The organism is Acinetobacter sp. F9, from assembly GCF_019195275.1.
GTDB classification, from domain to species: domain Bacteria; phylum Pseudomonadota; class Gammaproteobacteria; order Pseudomonadales; family Moraxellaceae; genus Acinetobacter; species Acinetobacter pseudolwoffii.
Window position 1 is genome coordinate 921,918 of sequence record NZ_CP078068.1, and the last position, 14,450, is coordinate 936,367.

Consider the following 14,450-nt stretch of genomic DNA (forward strand, 5'->3'; position numbering starts at 1 on the left):
GAACCAATAAAAAAAGAATCCAAGGGAGATAATCTCCTGGATTCTTTTTTATGCCTTACTACTGGGTTAAATCCCGCTATCAGTCTCGAGATCTAAATGCATCCTCGAGTGCCCAAAGCACCTGCGCTTTGGTCTGGAAATAGCGACTGAACAAACTAGATAATGAACCTACGATTGTAATATGGCCAAGTTTCGGAATATGAATCAAATGGCTATGATTGCCCTTTTCTCGCAATACCCGATCTAGATCCTGACTATTAAAATGGCCAACGATGTTGTCCTTTTCGGCAATAAACAGATAATGTCGGGTTGGGCTATTTTTAACAAAATAATAAGGCATGACCTGCTGATATGGCACCGTCTGATCAAAAGCATCAGCACAAATCGGATCATTTTTATAATCAAAATGATAAGGCCCCGCCAGACCAATAATCGCACGGATTAGACTGTGGTCAATGCTGGCAGATTGCGGATGATACAGTGCAGACATGACATTGAATGCCCCAGCCGAATGTCCCATCAAAACCAGGTTTTCAGCACAGATATCTAACCGGCCGGCAGACTGCTGCAAGTGGTTCAATAATAAATGCAGATCATGAATATAGGCTGGGAAAATATGTTGTGGTGCCAGATGATAATTCATCACCACCACATCATAGCCTTCTTTGGCAAAGGCCTCACCAATGAACTGATAATCCTTTTTATCCCCATGCAACCACGCGCCGCCATGTACAAAAACAATCAGGGGGCGATGGGGCAAAGGCTGCTGGCTACGGAACAGATCAAAGCGTTGCCGTGATTTTAGACCATAAGCCAGCTGAGTTTCGATCGTGTAACCCTGTTTAGGCGTTAAACGATTCAACGCATAACTGCCAAAATCATAGAGTCTAAATGCTTTATAGCGTTGCTGGACTTCCAGAATCTGATTCGACAATTGGTTTTTAAAATGACCGACCTTATGGAGCATCGGTTGGTTCAACCGTATCAGGATCTATCGCAACCGGCGTCTGTTCGATACCGGGCTGTGCATAAGCAGGTGCTGCAAAGTTCTGACTGCTCAGATTTGAAGACTGTTCAACATTATCAATCAGGGTCACAATTTTGGTGACATTGCCCACTTGCTGCAATACCTGATTCAGGTCAGCAATTTCTGCGCTGTTCAAACGTCCCATCACATACAGCACGCCATCTTCAGTATGCACATGTACTTTACTGTCCGCAACCACAGTGGCTTTCATGATCAGGCCACGGGTATTCGCTGTGACCGCAGTATCCTGCATGATGGTGCTATAGCTGATCTGGTTGCCTACAGTAATAAAATTATGTACCGCTTTGACATCGCTCATGGATTTGACATTGTCTTCTGCCAGCTGCTTGAGATGTGCATCGGGCACCTGACCGGTCAGCAAGACATTGCCATGAAAACTTTCAATATTGACCCGGGCCTGTTTGAAGCGCGAATCTAGTTTATAAAGATTAATTTTTGCAGTACGGACAATCGAGGAATCAATAAACACCTGCCCCAAGGTACGCGCCCCACTCTCAGTTCCTACAGGAGCCGTACCTGTGCCGCTAGAAATAAAACTGGCACAACCTGATAAACTTGCGACACACAGCATTGTTATTGCAATACGCTTAACCACTCAGCAAGACTCCTTCATTTTATTACGTCTTTTTCAATCTAATAATCTGTCTTCAAGCTCAGATCATGGCAACTCTGCTTGAACTTTACAATGATCTTGAGGCAAATATAAGCATCTTTAGACCTTATTTTATTCACAGATTAATAAACTCTTGATCAAAAGTAAAAGCATTTTCAATCCATTCCAGATCATAAGGGTATTGCGAAAAGTCATGCTGTAGGGTTTTTGCAAATTGCTGTTTAAAATCAAAACAAATCACGTCAAAACGATAGTAATAGTGTGCAAATTGTGGATTTTTCTGAATAAAGCACATTGCCGTCTTGAGCATCTTGCCCTGTTTTGCTTTCGACACCGACTCGATCGCTTGCGCATATCTGGTGTGTGCACGAGCTTTGACTTCAACAAAGATCAGCTCCTGTTCACGTACCAGAATCAGATCCAGTTCACCATAACGGCTGTGATAGTTGGCTGTAAGCAATTGAAATCCCTGCTGCTGCATCAGTTGGGCGGCTTGCTGTTCTGCCCATGTACCTAATTGCTGTCGCATTATTCTCTTTCCCTGTTAGAGCAGCTTTACACCTGTGCCACTGTACTGAAAACATTGCGGAGTACGCTGGACACCGTGTTCAGTGATCTGAATCCGGCCGGTTCTGCCCTGAAATTCAATCGTTTGCAGCCGCGGCTGAGATAAATACTGCTGGGTGATGTGCCAGGCATCGCCGCCAAAAGCAATCAGGCGCTGATAAGACAGATTAACCGGTTCCTTGGCATAAGCTTGCAGCACATCCGGCCAATCCGCTAAGTAAAGCACTGGAACATCACAAAACTTGATCCCTTGTGGCAGCTTGTGCTGTTCGCTCATGGCATTGGCTACGGTATACATCCGTGAACGATTTAATTCAGGCATGACAGCCATCCATTCTGCATTGCCCAGAAACAATAATCCCTGCTTGGGCATTAAAAATCGTGGTGGTTTATCTACGATTTTAAATTTCAGATCACTCTGGCTCAGCAAGGACATCAACAACAGTTCATGCTCCGCTTCACTGCCCGGCTGGCGTAAAATCAGCAGTTGCCGAATCCCGTCTTTGAATAAAAGTGCTTTTAAGGCAGCGGCATCATCTTTCTTGGATAGACTGAACTGCCAGACATTGGGAGAGACATCAGCCACTTCATTCAGGCTGAGGGTACGTACTTTGGGTTTGCTGTTCAGCAGTTGTTCCACGTCGCTACGTGCCAATGGCCCCACCACCATTCTGGTCTTTTTATTGACATGCTGTTTAAGTAGCTGGGAGATATTTTTCTGATTGGCATTGACCCATTTCAGCGGAATCTTGTGTCCTGAAGCGGTATAGGCACTGAGAAAACCCTGTTTGATACTCGATGCAGCTCGCGCCAAAGGCCCGGATTCGGGTAGAATGATCAACACTTCTGCTTGAACGCTGCTGATGCAGCTGACTAAACACAAGCCTAATATTTTATTTTTCATCTTCCATTTTTTATTATTCAATTTATTCCACATGGAGAAACCTATGAGTGCTCAGTTATTTGTTGTTGCGACTCCAATCGGGCACTTAGATGATATTAGTTATCGTGCAATTCAGGTGTTGAAGTCGGTGAGTCTGATTGCTGCTGAGGATACACGAACTTCGGCACAGTTGCTTAAACACTTTAATATTCAAACACCTTTGACTGCATGTCATGAACATAATGAAAGCAACAAAATTGAGCAGCTGATCCAGCGTCTGCTCAATGGCGAAGATATGGCCCTGATCAGTGATGCTGGCACGCCCCTGATTAGCGATCCTGGTTTTAAATTTGTTCGGGCTGCTCAAGCGCATAATATCCGTGTTATTCCTGTGCCCGGTGCTTGTGCTGCGATTGCGGCCTTAAGTGCGGTCGGCTTGCCGAGTGACCGTTTCAGTTTTGAAGGCTTTCTGCCATCCAGACAAAGTCAGCGCCTGCTGAATCTGGAAAAACTCAAAGATGAAACCCAGACCTTAATTTTCTATGAAGCACCGCACCGGATTCTGGAATGCGTTAAAGATATGGCGAGCATATTTGGAGCAGACCGTCCTGTTGGCTTCGCGCGTGAAATTACCAAGACTTTTGAAACCATCAAGAAAATGACTTTAGGTGAACTGGTCGAATTCATTGCTAATGATCATAATCAGCAAAAAGGTGAAATTGTTCTGGTGATTGGCGGAGCAACCGAAGAAAAAGATCTGGATCAGGAAAAGCTGGATAAATTATTGAATCGCTTATTACAGGATCTGTCAGTCAAAGCAGCTTCACAACTGGCAGCAGATTTAACCGGTATCAAAAAGAAAGTGGCTTATCAACGTGCTTTAGAACTGACATCAGCCAACGATTAATATTCTAGCTATCTATCACTTTTATTTTTGCAAAAAAACACCACAACTGATGTGGTGTTTTTTTATAAATCCAAGTCAAGGAATGACTTATTCTTTAGCTACTGACTCATCTGCCGGTACTTCAACGATACGGCCGCCACTTGCGAGAAAAGCCGCAATTTCGTCTTCAAGTGCCTGACGCTTCTTTAACTTTGCAGTCACGGTCAAAGTTTCAGCTTCTGCAAGATCGTTATCATTGACGACCTCTGTACTCTCTGTTGCGCCTTTTTCAGCTGCTTTTGCTTCATCATCGTCAACGATTGAATCTTCAACGTCGTCATCATAATCATTCATGTCTGTCATTTGTATCTCCCCCAAAATGAGCGCTCGCTTTGTATTTAAAGCCAGGTGTCGAATTAAGTGAAATTTAGCAATCTATGTGGCATTCGCCTAGTACCAAATATTAAAAAATCGTATTTTTTTTAAACAAAATCGTTACTCTTTATGGATGTTTGTTTAAAAAATTTACATTTCAACGTTAAGCTGCATAGCGTGTGTCTTTAAGTAAACTCAGACCATTGGCCTGTGCCATAAATGCATCTTTTAACATTGGCTGATTTTCTACCTGTTTCAGACCGAAATTACGTGCCCAAACCATCGGGAAAAATGAAGTCGTTTCCATCCAGCCAATCGCAGACATGCTGTGCATCATGGCATCGTTTTGTCCTTTACGGCGGTGCTCATAACGCTTCAGGCTTTGCTCATGTGCCCAAACACCACGTGACTGATCATGCAGCAATACATCACAGAGCACGGCAGCATCCAGACAGCCAATATTCACCCCTTGACCTGCCAGCGGATGAATCACATGGGCAGCATCACCAATCAAAGCCAGACCATCTTGAACATAGTGTTGGGCGGCACGTGCTTTTAATGGAAAAGTCGCACGTGGTGTCGCTTGTACGACCTCACCGAGCATATGATGACTTTCACGGGTCAATAGCTGTGTAAAGTCAGCATCTGACAACCCTGCATATTCTTCAGCATAATCATCCGGCAAAGTCCAGACGATGGATTGCCAATGTCCCTGCTCTTCTTTTTTTAAGCTGGCCATCGGTAAAAAAGCCAGAGGGCCAGTTTCCAGAAAAATCTGGCGCGCCATATGCTGATGTGGCTGTACAGTTTGAATCGCACAGCTGATCCCGGCCTGTTGGTAATCCAGCACATCAATGTCAATGAAAGCTTGCTCACGGACAAAGGAGTTGGCACCATCTGCACCAATCACCAGTTTGGTTTTAAGCTGTGTGCCATCGGCCAGATGAATGATCCAGACACCGACTCCACGTTCTACCCGGCTGACTTTAACCTGAGTACGGTAATCCTGTACATCGTCAAGCATCTTTTGCTGAATAGCCAGATTCAGGATACTCGGCTCTACCATCGAGCCTAAGGCCTGTTCTACTGAGGGTGTTTTTTCTGAAGGCTGGCCGAAATTAATGTCACCATAGCCATTTTTATTCCAGACCTGCATACCGGTATAAGGTTGCTGACGTGCCAGTTTATTCCATACGCCGACTATTTTTAATAGATGAATGGTTGCCTGACTCAGTGCCAAAACACGTGGATTTGCCACATCTAATGTCTTATCTGCGTCTAAAATTGGGGCAGCGTCTAAAACTGTAGGCTGCACACCACCTTGCGCCAGCAGAAGTGCAGTCAGTCCACCAACCAGTCCACCGCCAATAATGACCACATCCAAGATTTCGTTATTTTGATTTAAGCTCATGCTTTTAATCCCATGGCATAATTCGCAACCAAAGGTTTAATGCCTGGAATATTTTCAAAGCAGATTAAGCCTGTGTTACGCATCAGTTTGAGGAATGGATTCTGGTTACTAAAACCGCGTACCACTGAATCACAGAATTTAATGACCCGCTGCTGATCTTTCAGGCGTGATTTTTCGTAGTCCTGTAGCATGGCTGCATTGCCTAAATCAGCACCCTGCTCAAGCTGCTCTGCCAAATAGCGATTAAGCACATAAGCATCGCGCATACACAGGTTAAAGCCCTGTCCGGCGACAGGATGGATGGTATGGGCAGCATTGCCCATCAATACCACACGGCCAACGGCCTGTTTTTCTGCCAGGACTTGAGAGAGTGGGAAGCTAAAACGGCGACCGGTTTTCTGGAATTTTCCGGCACGATCACCATAAGTGTCCTGCAAGGCATCAAGAAAATGCTGATCATTTTCATCGCCCAACCATTCACCTTCTGTGCCTTTTTTTACCGGCCAGACAACGGAACGGCGATATTCACCCGGCAATGGCAATAACGCCAAAGGGCCTAAATGACTGAAACGCTCAAAACCGACATGACCATGGGGCTTCGAGGTTTGTACTGTGGTCACAATCGCGACCTGATTATAATCGTGTTCTGAAGTACCAATGCCCAATGCTTTACGGCAGAAAGAATCACGACCGTCTGCGGCAATGACCAGTTTAGATTGTAAAGTCAGCTCAGATTCACCACGCTGCGCCTGAATATAAGCACAATCGGCATCTTGGGTCAGCGATGTGACTTGTACACCATCAATCAGTTCAATCAGCGGCTGTTGTTTCACTTGGGTCAGCAGCACACGGCCGAGCCAGGCATTTTCAATCACCTGACCGAAACTTTCGACTTTTTCCTGTTCTGCTTTTAGGCATGCCTTACCAAAGCTGCCTTGTTCGGTAATATTGACTTCCAGAATTGGTGTGGCATGTTGCTGTAGTGCATCCCAAAGGCCGAGTTCCTGATAGATCTGTACACTACGGCGCGACAAGGCACTGTTACGCGCATCAAAACTGGAATGATACGGGGCAAGATGTTCATCATCATAATCTGGATATTTGATGGCTTCCAAAAGTTTGACTGCAATATTGGTTTTCGCCAACATCAGTGCGAGGCTTAAGCCCACCATACCACCACCGACAATGATGACTTCTTGTTGCATGCTGTAATCCTTTCAATGTCGTATCTAAGTCAATAGATACTTATAATCATGATGGATTTTATATTAGCTCAAAAAAATTCTTTTTTATAATGAAATAGCGTGTCTCGCCTCTGATGTTTATTGTTTCCGGGTGGCCAACCAGCACAGAATTGCTCCAGCCGTAACCATTGCCACACCCTGCCAAAAACCAAAAGACAAAGACGTACTCAGCAATAATGCTGCAAATAAAGCAGATAACACCGGAGTAAAATAGGAAGCACCCGCCATTAATGTCATGTTTCCAGAAATAATTCCAATATTCCAGGCACCATATCCCAAACCTAAAGCTCCGGCTGCCATAATCAAAGTGACGGTATTATCATAAGTAAAATTAAGCGCTGCTCCATTCATCAGGAAATATTTGATCCAGAGCACAACCGCAGCAAGGGCAAAGAATATCGTGACCAAGTTTTTACCTTGAGAAGTTTTTACGGTCACGGAACAATATGCAGCCCACAAAACCGCTGCAGCAAAAGCTAAACCATAACTAAGAGGATTAGCTTTCAAATTGCTCCATATTTGTAAGAGATCAAAGCCGGTATCTCCGCCTAAAACCCAACAAATTCCAACCAAGGCCAATAGGCAACCAGGAAGAATTAAGAGATTGGCTTTAACGTTGTTAAAAATGATTGCAAATAATAAGGTAAAAGTCGGCCATAGATAATTAATCATCCCGACTTCAATGGCTTGCCGACTATTTTGAGCATAACCAATAGAAAGGGCAAAACATAATTCATAAGCAACAAATAAAAGACTTCCCCACCATAAATAAGGCTTTGGAATAGTAGAAAGCTTGGGTAGACCGATGGTAAAAAATAAAATAATGGATGCCACACTGTAAATCAGGGCAGCACCTGCGACCGCTCCAAAACTCTCACTGACACTACGAATTAAGCCAACATTCGTACTCCAGAAGATGACCGCAGAAAGACCAATTAAAGTCGCGACATTTCGATTAAATACCGGTAGAGCGTTTAAGAGCATGGGCTATTTACTCAGAATCAAAGATATTCAGATATATGCTTTTGTAGTTTTAAAGATTAATTTTTCGACTCATTCAGATCATGCAATGAATCAGAGTGATAGTAAATAATGCAGACTTAAATTTTAGATAAGAACTGTAACTTTCAGCTAAATTTATAGTTTTGTATGACTAAAATTGGCACAACATTTATTTTTTTAAATCGTCGCTTAGCTTTTAAGGAGAACTAAGATCTACAGCTTGGAGGTAAAAAAACCATTTGTTTATGGACGTTTTTTCCTCATAACTCCGCTATTTTATGGCTATCCAAACACCCAAAATGCCGTCTCTGTCAGCCAGTCATCTAGCTCAAATCACCATAATAAAAACGGAGCCTCAGCTCCGTTTTATTGATAACTATTCCATCCACTCAAGCCGAATTTTAATTATTTAAAATCAACCTTGTAGGGATGTAAGTCATATAGATTAATCGTTGGCGTATTAACGCACCACTCGGCTATGCGGCTCAGTGTGATGCACTGTTTTTCCTAATTTCGTACCGGTATAGATCAGGTACAATGCCGACAAACCAACCAGTACATAAACAATTCGAGAAAGCGCAGTCATATCACCAAAGATTGCAGCAACCAAATTAAAGTCGAATGCACCAATTAAACCCCAATTGATGCCACCAATAATTGTTAAAGCGTAAGCAATCCAGTCAATCGTATTTAGTCTCATAAGTCTTCTCCTGCTGTTCTTTAAGTTTATTTAAGGATCAGAGAAAGTATGAGAAGCAAAGCGCATTTAATATGTAGCTTTGATGCTAAAAACCGATTTTCTGTGTTGAATTCCTGTCAATTTTTAAGCTGCAAATTTTAACTGGGTGAGTTTTATTTGACTTGTTCGTGATAAATGTAATTGAAATCTTTTTTACTATCGTTGCGCAATCTCTCAAAAGATCTGGCTTCAAATCTATTAGAGCAGTCATAAAAAAAGCCGATCTAAGGATCGGCTTTTCATGTCTCTAAAATTAAGCAGCCTGTGCTTTCGCCATTAATGCTTCAATGTCTTCTACCGTTTTCACGACTTTCGCGGTTAACACCAACGGGCCATTTGCAGTGGCCACGACATCATCTTCAATCCGGATGCCAATGCCACGCCATTTTGCATCCACAGTTTCATCATCAGGTGCAATATATACACCCGGCTCAACGGTGACCACCATGCCTTCTTCATACGGACGCCATTCACCATCGACCTTATACGCGCCAACATCATGCACATCCATACCAAGCCAGTGACCCGTGCCATGCATGTAGAACTGGCGGAAAGCTTCTTTTTCTATAATGTCGTCGATATCACCTTGCATCAAGCCAAGATCAAGCAGACCTTGCACCAGGATGCGCACAGCAACATTGTGCGGTTCTTTATAGGAGTTGCCAATTTGCACGGCATTGATCGCAGCGATTTGGGCATCCAGTACCACGTTATACAAGGCTTTCTGTTCCGGACTGAATTTACCATTCACTGGAAAGGTACGGGTAATATCTGAAGCATAAAGCTGATATTCAGCCGCGGCATCAATCAACACCAAATCACCATCTTTCAGCGCTTTATCATTTTCTACGTAGTGCAGGATGCAGGCATTTTCACCGCCACCGACAATACTGTTATAGGCCGGAACACCGCCATTCTTGCCGAAAATATAATTCAGCTCGGCTTCGAGTGCATATTCCATCATGCCCGGACGTACTGCTCGCATCGCTTGAGTATGTGCATCTGCCGAAATATCTGAAGCAATTTGCATCAGTTCAATTTCATTGTCATCTTTATGCAGACGCATTTCGTCAATAATACGATCCAGCTGAATCACTTGAGCAGGTGCAGACGTACCACGCCGGCTTTCACCACTTGCAGTCGCAATCCATTTCGCTACACGTGCATCAAAATCCGCGTTGTGGCCAATGCGATAAAATAACTGGTCTTTATTTTGTAATTTTTCCAGAATTCCTTCATCTAGCAGATCAATCGGATAGGCTTCATCTGCATCATAATCCTGCATCGCCCCATCAATCCCTGCACGATAGCCATTCCAGATTTCCATTTCCCGGTTACGTTCCCGGCAGAATAAACTATAGCTATAGCCTTCTTCTTCAGTGTCAAAGGTTTCAATCACAGCCACAGCTTCAGGTTCTGAAAATCCGGTTAAATAGAAGAAACTACTGTCTGCACGGTATTTATAATCTGCATCACGGTTACGCATCGCCACCGGACTGGTCGCGATAATCGCAATACTGCGTAAACCAATTTCCCCTGCGAGAATACTGCGACGTTCCTGAAAATCAGCTTGTGTTAATTTCTTCATTACACCTTACTTCTTGTCAATTCATGCTTTTATTGAAATATTCTCTTGAAAACAGAACATATATTCTAATGAAACAGCAAAATATATGCCTGATTTCAAGCAGTGTGATGACATAGCTAACTATTTAGTTAGCTTGGACGTTTAGGCGAGAAAATTTCGACCACGCTTTGCGCCTCTGTAGCAGAAACCTGAGGCTGCACTTTTTGTGTCAATTGCTGCAAGAGTGGCGTTTCCTCAACCTCTACTTTTTTACGTCCCAAAGACAGGCTCACTGGAATCAGGCGCACAAATTCATACAATTCCTGATAGCTTTCTTCACCTTCGGCATCATCGTCTGAGTCTTCAAATTCAACCGCTGCAACATCTTGTAAATGTTCAATCAGTTCTACTTCGTCCTGACGAATATGACCAGAAGCCAGACCAAAACCTAACACCACGCCTGCGCACCAGTCCGCCAATGCCTGCACACGTTCTGAGAGCACATGCTCATCATCTGGAAGCAAAGGTAAATAATCCAGTTCATCTTCAGACAATGCATGGAAAACATCTTCAGCTTCGCCAGTCAACAGTTCTAATGCTTCGGCATCCAGTTCAGGCACATCCAGTGTTTCTAAAATCTGTAACCATTCTTCACTGCTCGGTGCCTGGGTGACACAAACAATCCCGGTCAGCAAACCATGCAGTTCACTCGGGCTAGAAATTTCCTCAATTGAAGAAAAATTGCGGTGCCATTCGGTCCAACCTGAAATATCGTCTTGCATTCGTTTATCCAATCTCTATACTGCTTATATATTACCTCTGTTTGCAACACTGTGCGACCTCGATATGTTAGAAGAATTACAGCGTCTACAAGTGCAGATTGGCGTGTTAAAAACGCGACTCGCACGGCTTGAAAGTGAGAATTCCAGTTTGCGCGAAGAGCAAGACTCTTCCATGGTGCAACATCAACAGCAAATTGAACAAAAGAACAGCGTGATTGCGCAAAAACAACAAGAAAATGAACACCTGACCGAACAGCTGACAGATTCTCGTGCCCAGTTTCAACTGCTCAATAATGATGCAACTGCACTGGCAGACCGTTATGGCCGTCTGGAAAAAAGCTGTACCGATCTGAAAAACCGTTTTCAGGAAATTCTGGCTGAACGAAATGAACTGCGGGTTTTGAAGGAAAAGATGCTGATCGAACAGCGTCAAGCCCAACAGGAAATTCAGCGCCTCAATCAGGAATCTGAGCGTTTAACCCAGAAAAATGAAAATGCCAAAGCCAAAGTTGAGGCGATTATTCAACGTCTGGCAATTCTCGGCACTGCGCAGGATCATCATGCACAAGAAATCCAACAACTGGCCCATCCGACTGAAGTAACTGAGGAAGCCTCATCATGAGTGAACAAATTGCAATTGATCTCAGAGTATTGGGGCATAGTTTCCGTCTGGCCTCTACTCCTGACAAGCAGGAAGAATTAGAGCGCGCGGCACAGTTATTGAATGATAAATACGATGAATTTCGTCGTAAAGCACCACGCATGGAACCCAGCAAGCTGATTATCATGGTGGCACTTGAGCTGATGCAGGAAGTCTTGAACATGAACAGATCACTGCAACAATATGCGCATTGCGAGCGTTTGTTACAAACCATTTTAGAAGAAGTTGAGGAACTAACAGAATAATCTCATATTCTGTTTAAACTTCGGCCATTTGGCTGAACTGTTTACAGTTCATGAACAGCATAGAGTTGCCACACCGACATTATCGTTTATAATTAACTTATCTCTGAGGTGTTCGCCAGCGGGTCTATATCCCTGCCGATACTTATATCTCCGGATGCGTTCTGCATATTTAGAGTGTATGCCTGCCTTCGTGCAGGAAACCCAGCAAGTATGCGTCGCGTCCACCTTGAACTCATCGGGTTCAGGGTAACGACATGCAGCGGCATCTTCGGAGTACTTTAATTTTTTGCTTAAAATATACTTATAATTCTCTTAAAATCCTTTCTAAACTTTCTCTCAGTTTTATATTTCAGTATTTATCTCGGTCATTTCTCAAAGTTCATTTTATTCATACCATTATCTGGTAGGCCTATAAAATGCTTAACAAGAAAATCGCTTTAACTTTCTTTTAAATACACATTGAATTTTCAAGTTATTTGATCTCGATCTAAAATAAACATGGCCCAGATTGCGGCAGAAATCCAGCCTAAAATTGAAATCTGCAGCATGAGACATATTGTTGCTTCAACCGGTTTGTGAATGGTCATAAATAAGGACCAGGGGAAAATAAAGGCAATCATCAACTTCATTTTAAATACCCTCTTGTGTTCGTGTTTGCAATTTTAATATCCAGTTTTTACTGGACTCTGTGTTCGCTCTTTTTAGTGTTATCAAAAAAAATATGCATGCTGTATCATTCTAAAAAACATCTCAAAAGCCTAATTCAGTTAGCTTAAATGCAGCTTAAAAATTATTTTAAATCAGCTTGGCGAACTTATATTTTCAGTTATCGTCTTGACGTTTTTATGAAAAAGACCTTGCTTTCACTCGCGCTGCCCAGCAGCTTTTCACTCGACTGAAACCCCTCATCTTTGGGCTGTTTAGGTGAAAACTGATTGCTACTTGGCAGCCGTATTCAAGGGTGATACCCGCCAAATCACGTTACCGACATCATCAGCCACTAAAATAGCGCCTGCAGAATCTACGGTTACACCAACAGGGCGCCCAAATGCTTTGCCCTGCTCGCTTAAAAATCCGGTTAAGACATCTTGGGGCTGACCGAAAGGCTGGCCATTTTGAAAGGGAACAAAAATCACTTTATAGCCACTATGCGGTTTGCGGTTCCATGAGCCATGCTGGCCAATCAGTGCACCATTTCGATAATGAGGCATTAGATCTGCTGTATAAAAACTTAAGCCCAATGATGCTGTATGATTACCCAAAGCATAGTCTGGTGGAATTGCCCGTGCCACCCGTGCAGGGTTTTGCGGCTTGACCCGTGTATCTACATGTTGGCCATAATAACTATAGGGCCAGCCATAAAAAGCACCGTCTTTAACCGAGGTGAGATAATCTGGAACCAGATCATTGCCGAGCTCATCACGCTCATTGACTACCGTCCAGAGTTTGCCACTCTGTGGTTGCCAGTCCATACCATTCGGATTACGAAGTCCGGTTGCAAAAGGTCGTGCTTGAGTATTGGCCAGGTCAAATTCCATGATCAGTGCCCGACCTTCTTCTTGATCCAAGCCATTTTCAGCTACGTTACTGTTGGAACCTACCGTAATATAGAGTTTGCTGCTCGTAGGATTGGCAATGACATTTTTGGTCCAGTGATGGTTTAAACGACCCGCCGGTAAATCCAGTACTTTGGTGCCGGTTGCAGTAATTTGAGTAGCACCTGCTTGATAAGGAAAGCGCATCAGGGCATCAGTATTGGCCACATACAACATATTGCCGACCAGTACCATGCCAAATGGAGAGTTGAGATTCTGTAAAAATACAGTTTTTTGTTCAGCGACTCCATCACCATTACTGTCACGAAGCAGACTAATGCGGTTAGCACTCGGATGCGATGAGCCGGCTCGCTGCATTACCCATTTCATGATTTTGCCTTTAATTCCTTTGCTATCATCAGGCTTGGGTGGTGCATCGGTTTCGGCCACCAGCACATCACCATTTGGCAATACATAGAGCCAGCGCGGATGCTGCAACCCTTTGGCAAATGCCTGAACTTTTAAACCTGTAGCGGGAGTGGGCATTTTACCCTCAGGCCAACCTTTGGCAGGTGCAATATTGACTGTAGGCAGCAAGCTGGATTTTGGTTTGGGTAACTGTGGCTGGGAACCATAACTGTCAGCAATTGGCGACTTGGATGGCATAGTACAAGCCGTCATCGCCAGCAGAAGTGCCAAGCCTGCACCAGGCAAAAAAAAGTGAACCGGCTGAATAGGCATTTTTATCTCTTGTTATTTTTTATCGTCATCGACTTACTTTAAAAAACAATTGGAGATGCTACTAGCGGCTTGATGTTTTTTCTGGTTATGAATTGGTTATCAATTTTGAAGTAGATTTGTTTTTTTGTCGTAGCAGCATGATGCACAAGAG

General features: G+C 43.6%; 16 protein-coding genes and 1 other RNA gene. 4 read left to right on the top strand and 13 right to left on the bottom strand.

What is annotated here, in order from left to right:
- Positions 1 to 79: 79 nt before the first annotated feature.
- From KT990_RS04500 to KT990_RS04515, 4 genes are all read right to left on the bottom strand, one after another.
- On the bottom strand, positions 80 to 967 hold the full coding sequence (locus KT990_RS04500; protein ID WP_100328783.1) for an alpha/beta hydrolase: 888 nt from the start codon (positions 965 to 967) through the stop codon (positions 80 to 82).
- Complete coding sequence (locus KT990_RS04505; RefSeq protein ID WP_005096366.1) at positions 957 to 1,643, bottom strand: BON domain-containing protein; 687 nt, start codon at positions 1,641 to 1,643, stop codon at positions 957 to 959. The genes KT990_RS04500 and KT990_RS04505 overlap by 11 nt, the downstream gene beginning before the upstream one ends.
- Positions 1,644 to 1,776: 133 nt before the next feature.
- Positions 1,777 to 2,190, bottom strand: a complete 414-nt coding sequence (locus KT990_RS04510; RefSeq protein ID WP_218209232.1) for a YraN family protein — start codon at positions 2,188 to 2,190, stop codon at positions 1,777 to 1,779.
- A gap of 15 nt (positions 2,191 to 2,205) precedes the next feature.
- Positions 2,206 to 3,165 carry a penicillin-binding protein activator gene (locus KT990_RS04515; protein WP_005096363.1) on the bottom strand — a complete coding sequence of 320 codons (960 nt, stop codon included), beginning with the start codon at positions 3,163 to 3,165 and terminating at the stop codon, positions 2,206 to 2,208.
- Positions 3,166 to 3,175: 10 nt separating this feature from the next.
- Between KT990_RS04515 and rsmI the strand changes: the two genes are divergently transcribed.
- Positions 3,176 to 4,018 carry a 16S rRNA (cytidine(1402)-2'-O)-methyltransferase gene (gene rsmI, locus KT990_RS04520; RefSeq protein ID WP_005096362.1) on the top strand — a complete coding sequence of 281 codons (843 nt, stop codon included), beginning with the start codon at positions 3,176 to 3,178 and terminating at the stop codon, positions 4,016 to 4,018.
- 87 nt (positions 4,019 to 4,105) lie between these two features.
- Here the strand turns inward: rsmI and KT990_RS04525 are convergent, their stop codons facing one another.
- The 7 genes from KT990_RS04525 to KT990_RS04555 all read right to left on the bottom strand — a co-directional run bounded on the left by KT990_RS04525 (position 4,106) and on the right by KT990_RS04555 (position 11,117).
- Entirely contained in the window at positions 4,106 to 4,360 is a 255-nt protein-coding gene (locus KT990_RS04525) for a hypothetical protein (protein ID WP_005171865.1), read from the bottom strand.
- A gap of 175 nt (positions 4,361 to 4,535) precedes the next feature.
- Positions 4,536 to 5,783: an FAD-dependent monooxygenase gene (locus KT990_RS04530; RefSeq protein WP_005171867.1), complete on the bottom strand. Its 1,248-nt coding sequence runs from the start codon at positions 5,781 to 5,783 to the stop codon at positions 4,536 to 4,538.
- Positions 5,780 to 6,988: a 2-octaprenyl-6-methoxyphenyl hydroxylase gene (ubiH, locus tag KT990_RS04535; RefSeq protein ID WP_005096358.1), complete on the bottom strand. Its 1,209-nt coding sequence runs from the start codon at positions 6,986 to 6,988 to the stop codon at positions 5,780 to 5,782. Before ubiH ends, KT990_RS04530 begins: the two co-directional genes overlap by 4 nt.
- A gap of 117 nt (positions 6,989 to 7,105) precedes the next feature.
- Positions 7,106 to 8,011 carry an aromatic amino acid DMT transporter YddG gene (gene yddG / locus KT990_RS04540; RefSeq protein ID WP_074383056.1) on the bottom strand — a complete coding sequence of 302 codons (906 nt, stop codon included), beginning with the start codon at positions 8,009 to 8,011 and terminating at the stop codon, positions 7,106 to 7,108.
- A 478-nt stretch (positions 8,012 to 8,489) separates the two neighbouring features.
- Positions 8,490 to 8,729, bottom strand: coding sequence for a DUF378 domain-containing protein (locus KT990_RS04545; protein ID WP_005096354.1), 240 nt, complete (start codon positions 8,727 to 8,729; stop codon positions 8,490 to 8,492).
- A 292-nt stretch (positions 8,730 to 9,021) separates the two neighbouring features.
- Positions 9,022 to 10,356 carry a Xaa-Pro aminopeptidase gene (gene pepP, locus KT990_RS04550; protein ID WP_005096353.1) on the bottom strand — a complete coding sequence of 445 codons (1,335 nt, stop codon included), beginning with the start codon at positions 10,354 to 10,356 and terminating at the stop codon, positions 9,022 to 9,024.
- A gap of 128 nt (positions 10,357 to 10,484) precedes the next feature.
- Complete coding sequence (locus tag KT990_RS04555) at positions 10,485 to 11,117, bottom strand: UPF0149 family protein (RefSeq protein ID WP_005096352.1); 633 nt, start codon at positions 11,115 to 11,117, stop codon at positions 10,485 to 10,487.
- Positions 11,118 to 11,181: 64 nt separating this feature from the next.
- Here KT990_RS04555 and KT990_RS04560 point away from each other — a divergent pair, with 64 nt between their 5' ends.
- The 3 genes from KT990_RS04560 (at position 11,182) to ssrS (ending at position 12,301) form a co-directional block, all read left to right on the top strand.
- Positions 11,182 to 11,739 (top strand): hypothetical protein, encoded by a 558-nt coding sequence (locus KT990_RS04560; protein ID WP_005096351.1) that lies wholly within the window; start codon positions 11,182 to 11,184, stop codon positions 11,737 to 11,739.
- Complete coding sequence (locus tag KT990_RS04565; RefSeq protein ID WP_004279505.1) at positions 11,736 to 12,023, top strand: cell division protein ZapA; 288 nt, start codon at positions 11,736 to 11,738, stop codon at positions 12,021 to 12,023. Before KT990_RS04560 ends, KT990_RS04565 begins: the two co-directional genes overlap by 4 nt.
- 97 nt (positions 12,024 to 12,120) lie before the next feature.
- Positions 12,121 to 12,301, top strand: a non-coding RNA gene (gene ssrS / locus KT990_RS04570) — 6S RNA.
- 189 nt (positions 12,302 to 12,490) lie between these two features.
- Here ssrS and KT990_RS13485 read toward each other — a convergent pair.
- Positions 12,491 to 12,652 carry a YqaE/Pmp3 family membrane protein gene (locus KT990_RS13485; RefSeq protein WP_228730815.1) on the bottom strand — a complete coding sequence of 54 codons (162 nt, stop codon included), beginning with the start codon at positions 12,650 to 12,652 and terminating at the stop codon, positions 12,491 to 12,493.
- A 309-nt stretch (positions 12,653 to 12,961) separates the two neighbouring features.
- Entirely contained in the window at positions 12,962 to 14,239 is a 1,278-nt protein-coding gene (locus KT990_RS04575; RefSeq protein ID WP_228730825.1) for a PQQ-dependent sugar dehydrogenase, read from the bottom strand.
- Positions 14,240 to 14,450 lie beyond the last annotated feature (211 nt).

Excerpts from the sequence above, each read along its gene's own strand:
- KT990_RS04575 (WP_228730825.1), bottom strand. The coding sequence starts at position 14,239 with ATGACGGCTTGTACTATGCCATCCAAGTCGCCAATTGCTGACAGTTAT.
- KT990_RS04510 (WP_218209232.1), bottom strand. The coding sequence starts at position 2,190 with ATGCGACAGCAATTAGGTACATGGGCAGAACAGCAAGCCGCCCAACTG.
- KT990_RS04565 (WP_004279505.1), top strand. The coding sequence starts at position 11,736 with ATGAGTGAACAAATTGCAATTGATCTCAGAGTATTGGGGCATAGTTTC.
- yddG (WP_074383056.1), bottom strand. The coding sequence starts at position 8,011 with ATGCTCTTAAACGCTCTACCGGTATTTAATCGAAATGTCGCGACTTTA.
- KT990_RS04500 (WP_100328783.1), bottom strand. The coding sequence starts at position 967 with ATGCTCCATAAGGTCGGTCATTTTAAAAACCAATTGTCGAATCAGATT.
- KT990_RS04555 (WP_005096352.1), bottom strand. The coding sequence starts at position 11,117 with ATGCAAGACGATATTTCAGGTTGGACCGAATGGCACCGCAATTTTTCT.
- KT990_RS04545 (WP_005096354.1), bottom strand. The coding sequence starts at position 8,729 with ATGAGACTAAATACGATTGACTGGATTGCTTACGCTTTAACAATTATT.
- KT990_RS04530 (WP_005171867.1), bottom strand. The coding sequence starts at position 5,783 with ATGAGCTTAAATCAAAATAACGAAATCTTGGATGTGGTCATTATTGGC.
- rsmI (WP_005096362.1), top strand. The coding sequence starts at position 3,176 with ATGAGTGCTCAGTTATTTGTTGTTGCGACTCCAATCGGGCACTTAGAT.
- pepP (WP_005096353.1), bottom strand. The coding sequence starts at position 10,356 with ATGAAGAAATTAACACAAGCTGATTTTCAGGAACGTCGCAGTATTCTC.
- KT990_RS04515 (WP_005096363.1), bottom strand. The coding sequence starts at position 3,165 with ATGTGGAATAAATTGAATAATAAAAAATGGAAGATGAAAAATAAAATA.
- KT990_RS13485 (WP_228730815.1), bottom strand. The coding sequence starts at position 12,652 with ATGAAGTTGATGATTGCCTTTATTTTCCCCTGGTCCTTATTTATGACC.
- KT990_RS04525 (WP_005171865.1), bottom strand. The coding sequence starts at position 4,360 with ATGACAGACATGAATGATTATGATGACGACGTTGAAGATTCAATCGTT.
- ubiH (WP_005096358.1), bottom strand. The coding sequence starts at position 6,988 with ATGCAACAAGAAGTCATCATTGTCGGTGGTGGTATGGTGGGCTTAAGC.
- KT990_RS04560 (WP_005096351.1), top strand. The coding sequence starts at position 11,182 with ATGTTAGAAGAATTACAGCGTCTACAAGTGCAGATTGGCGTGTTAAAA.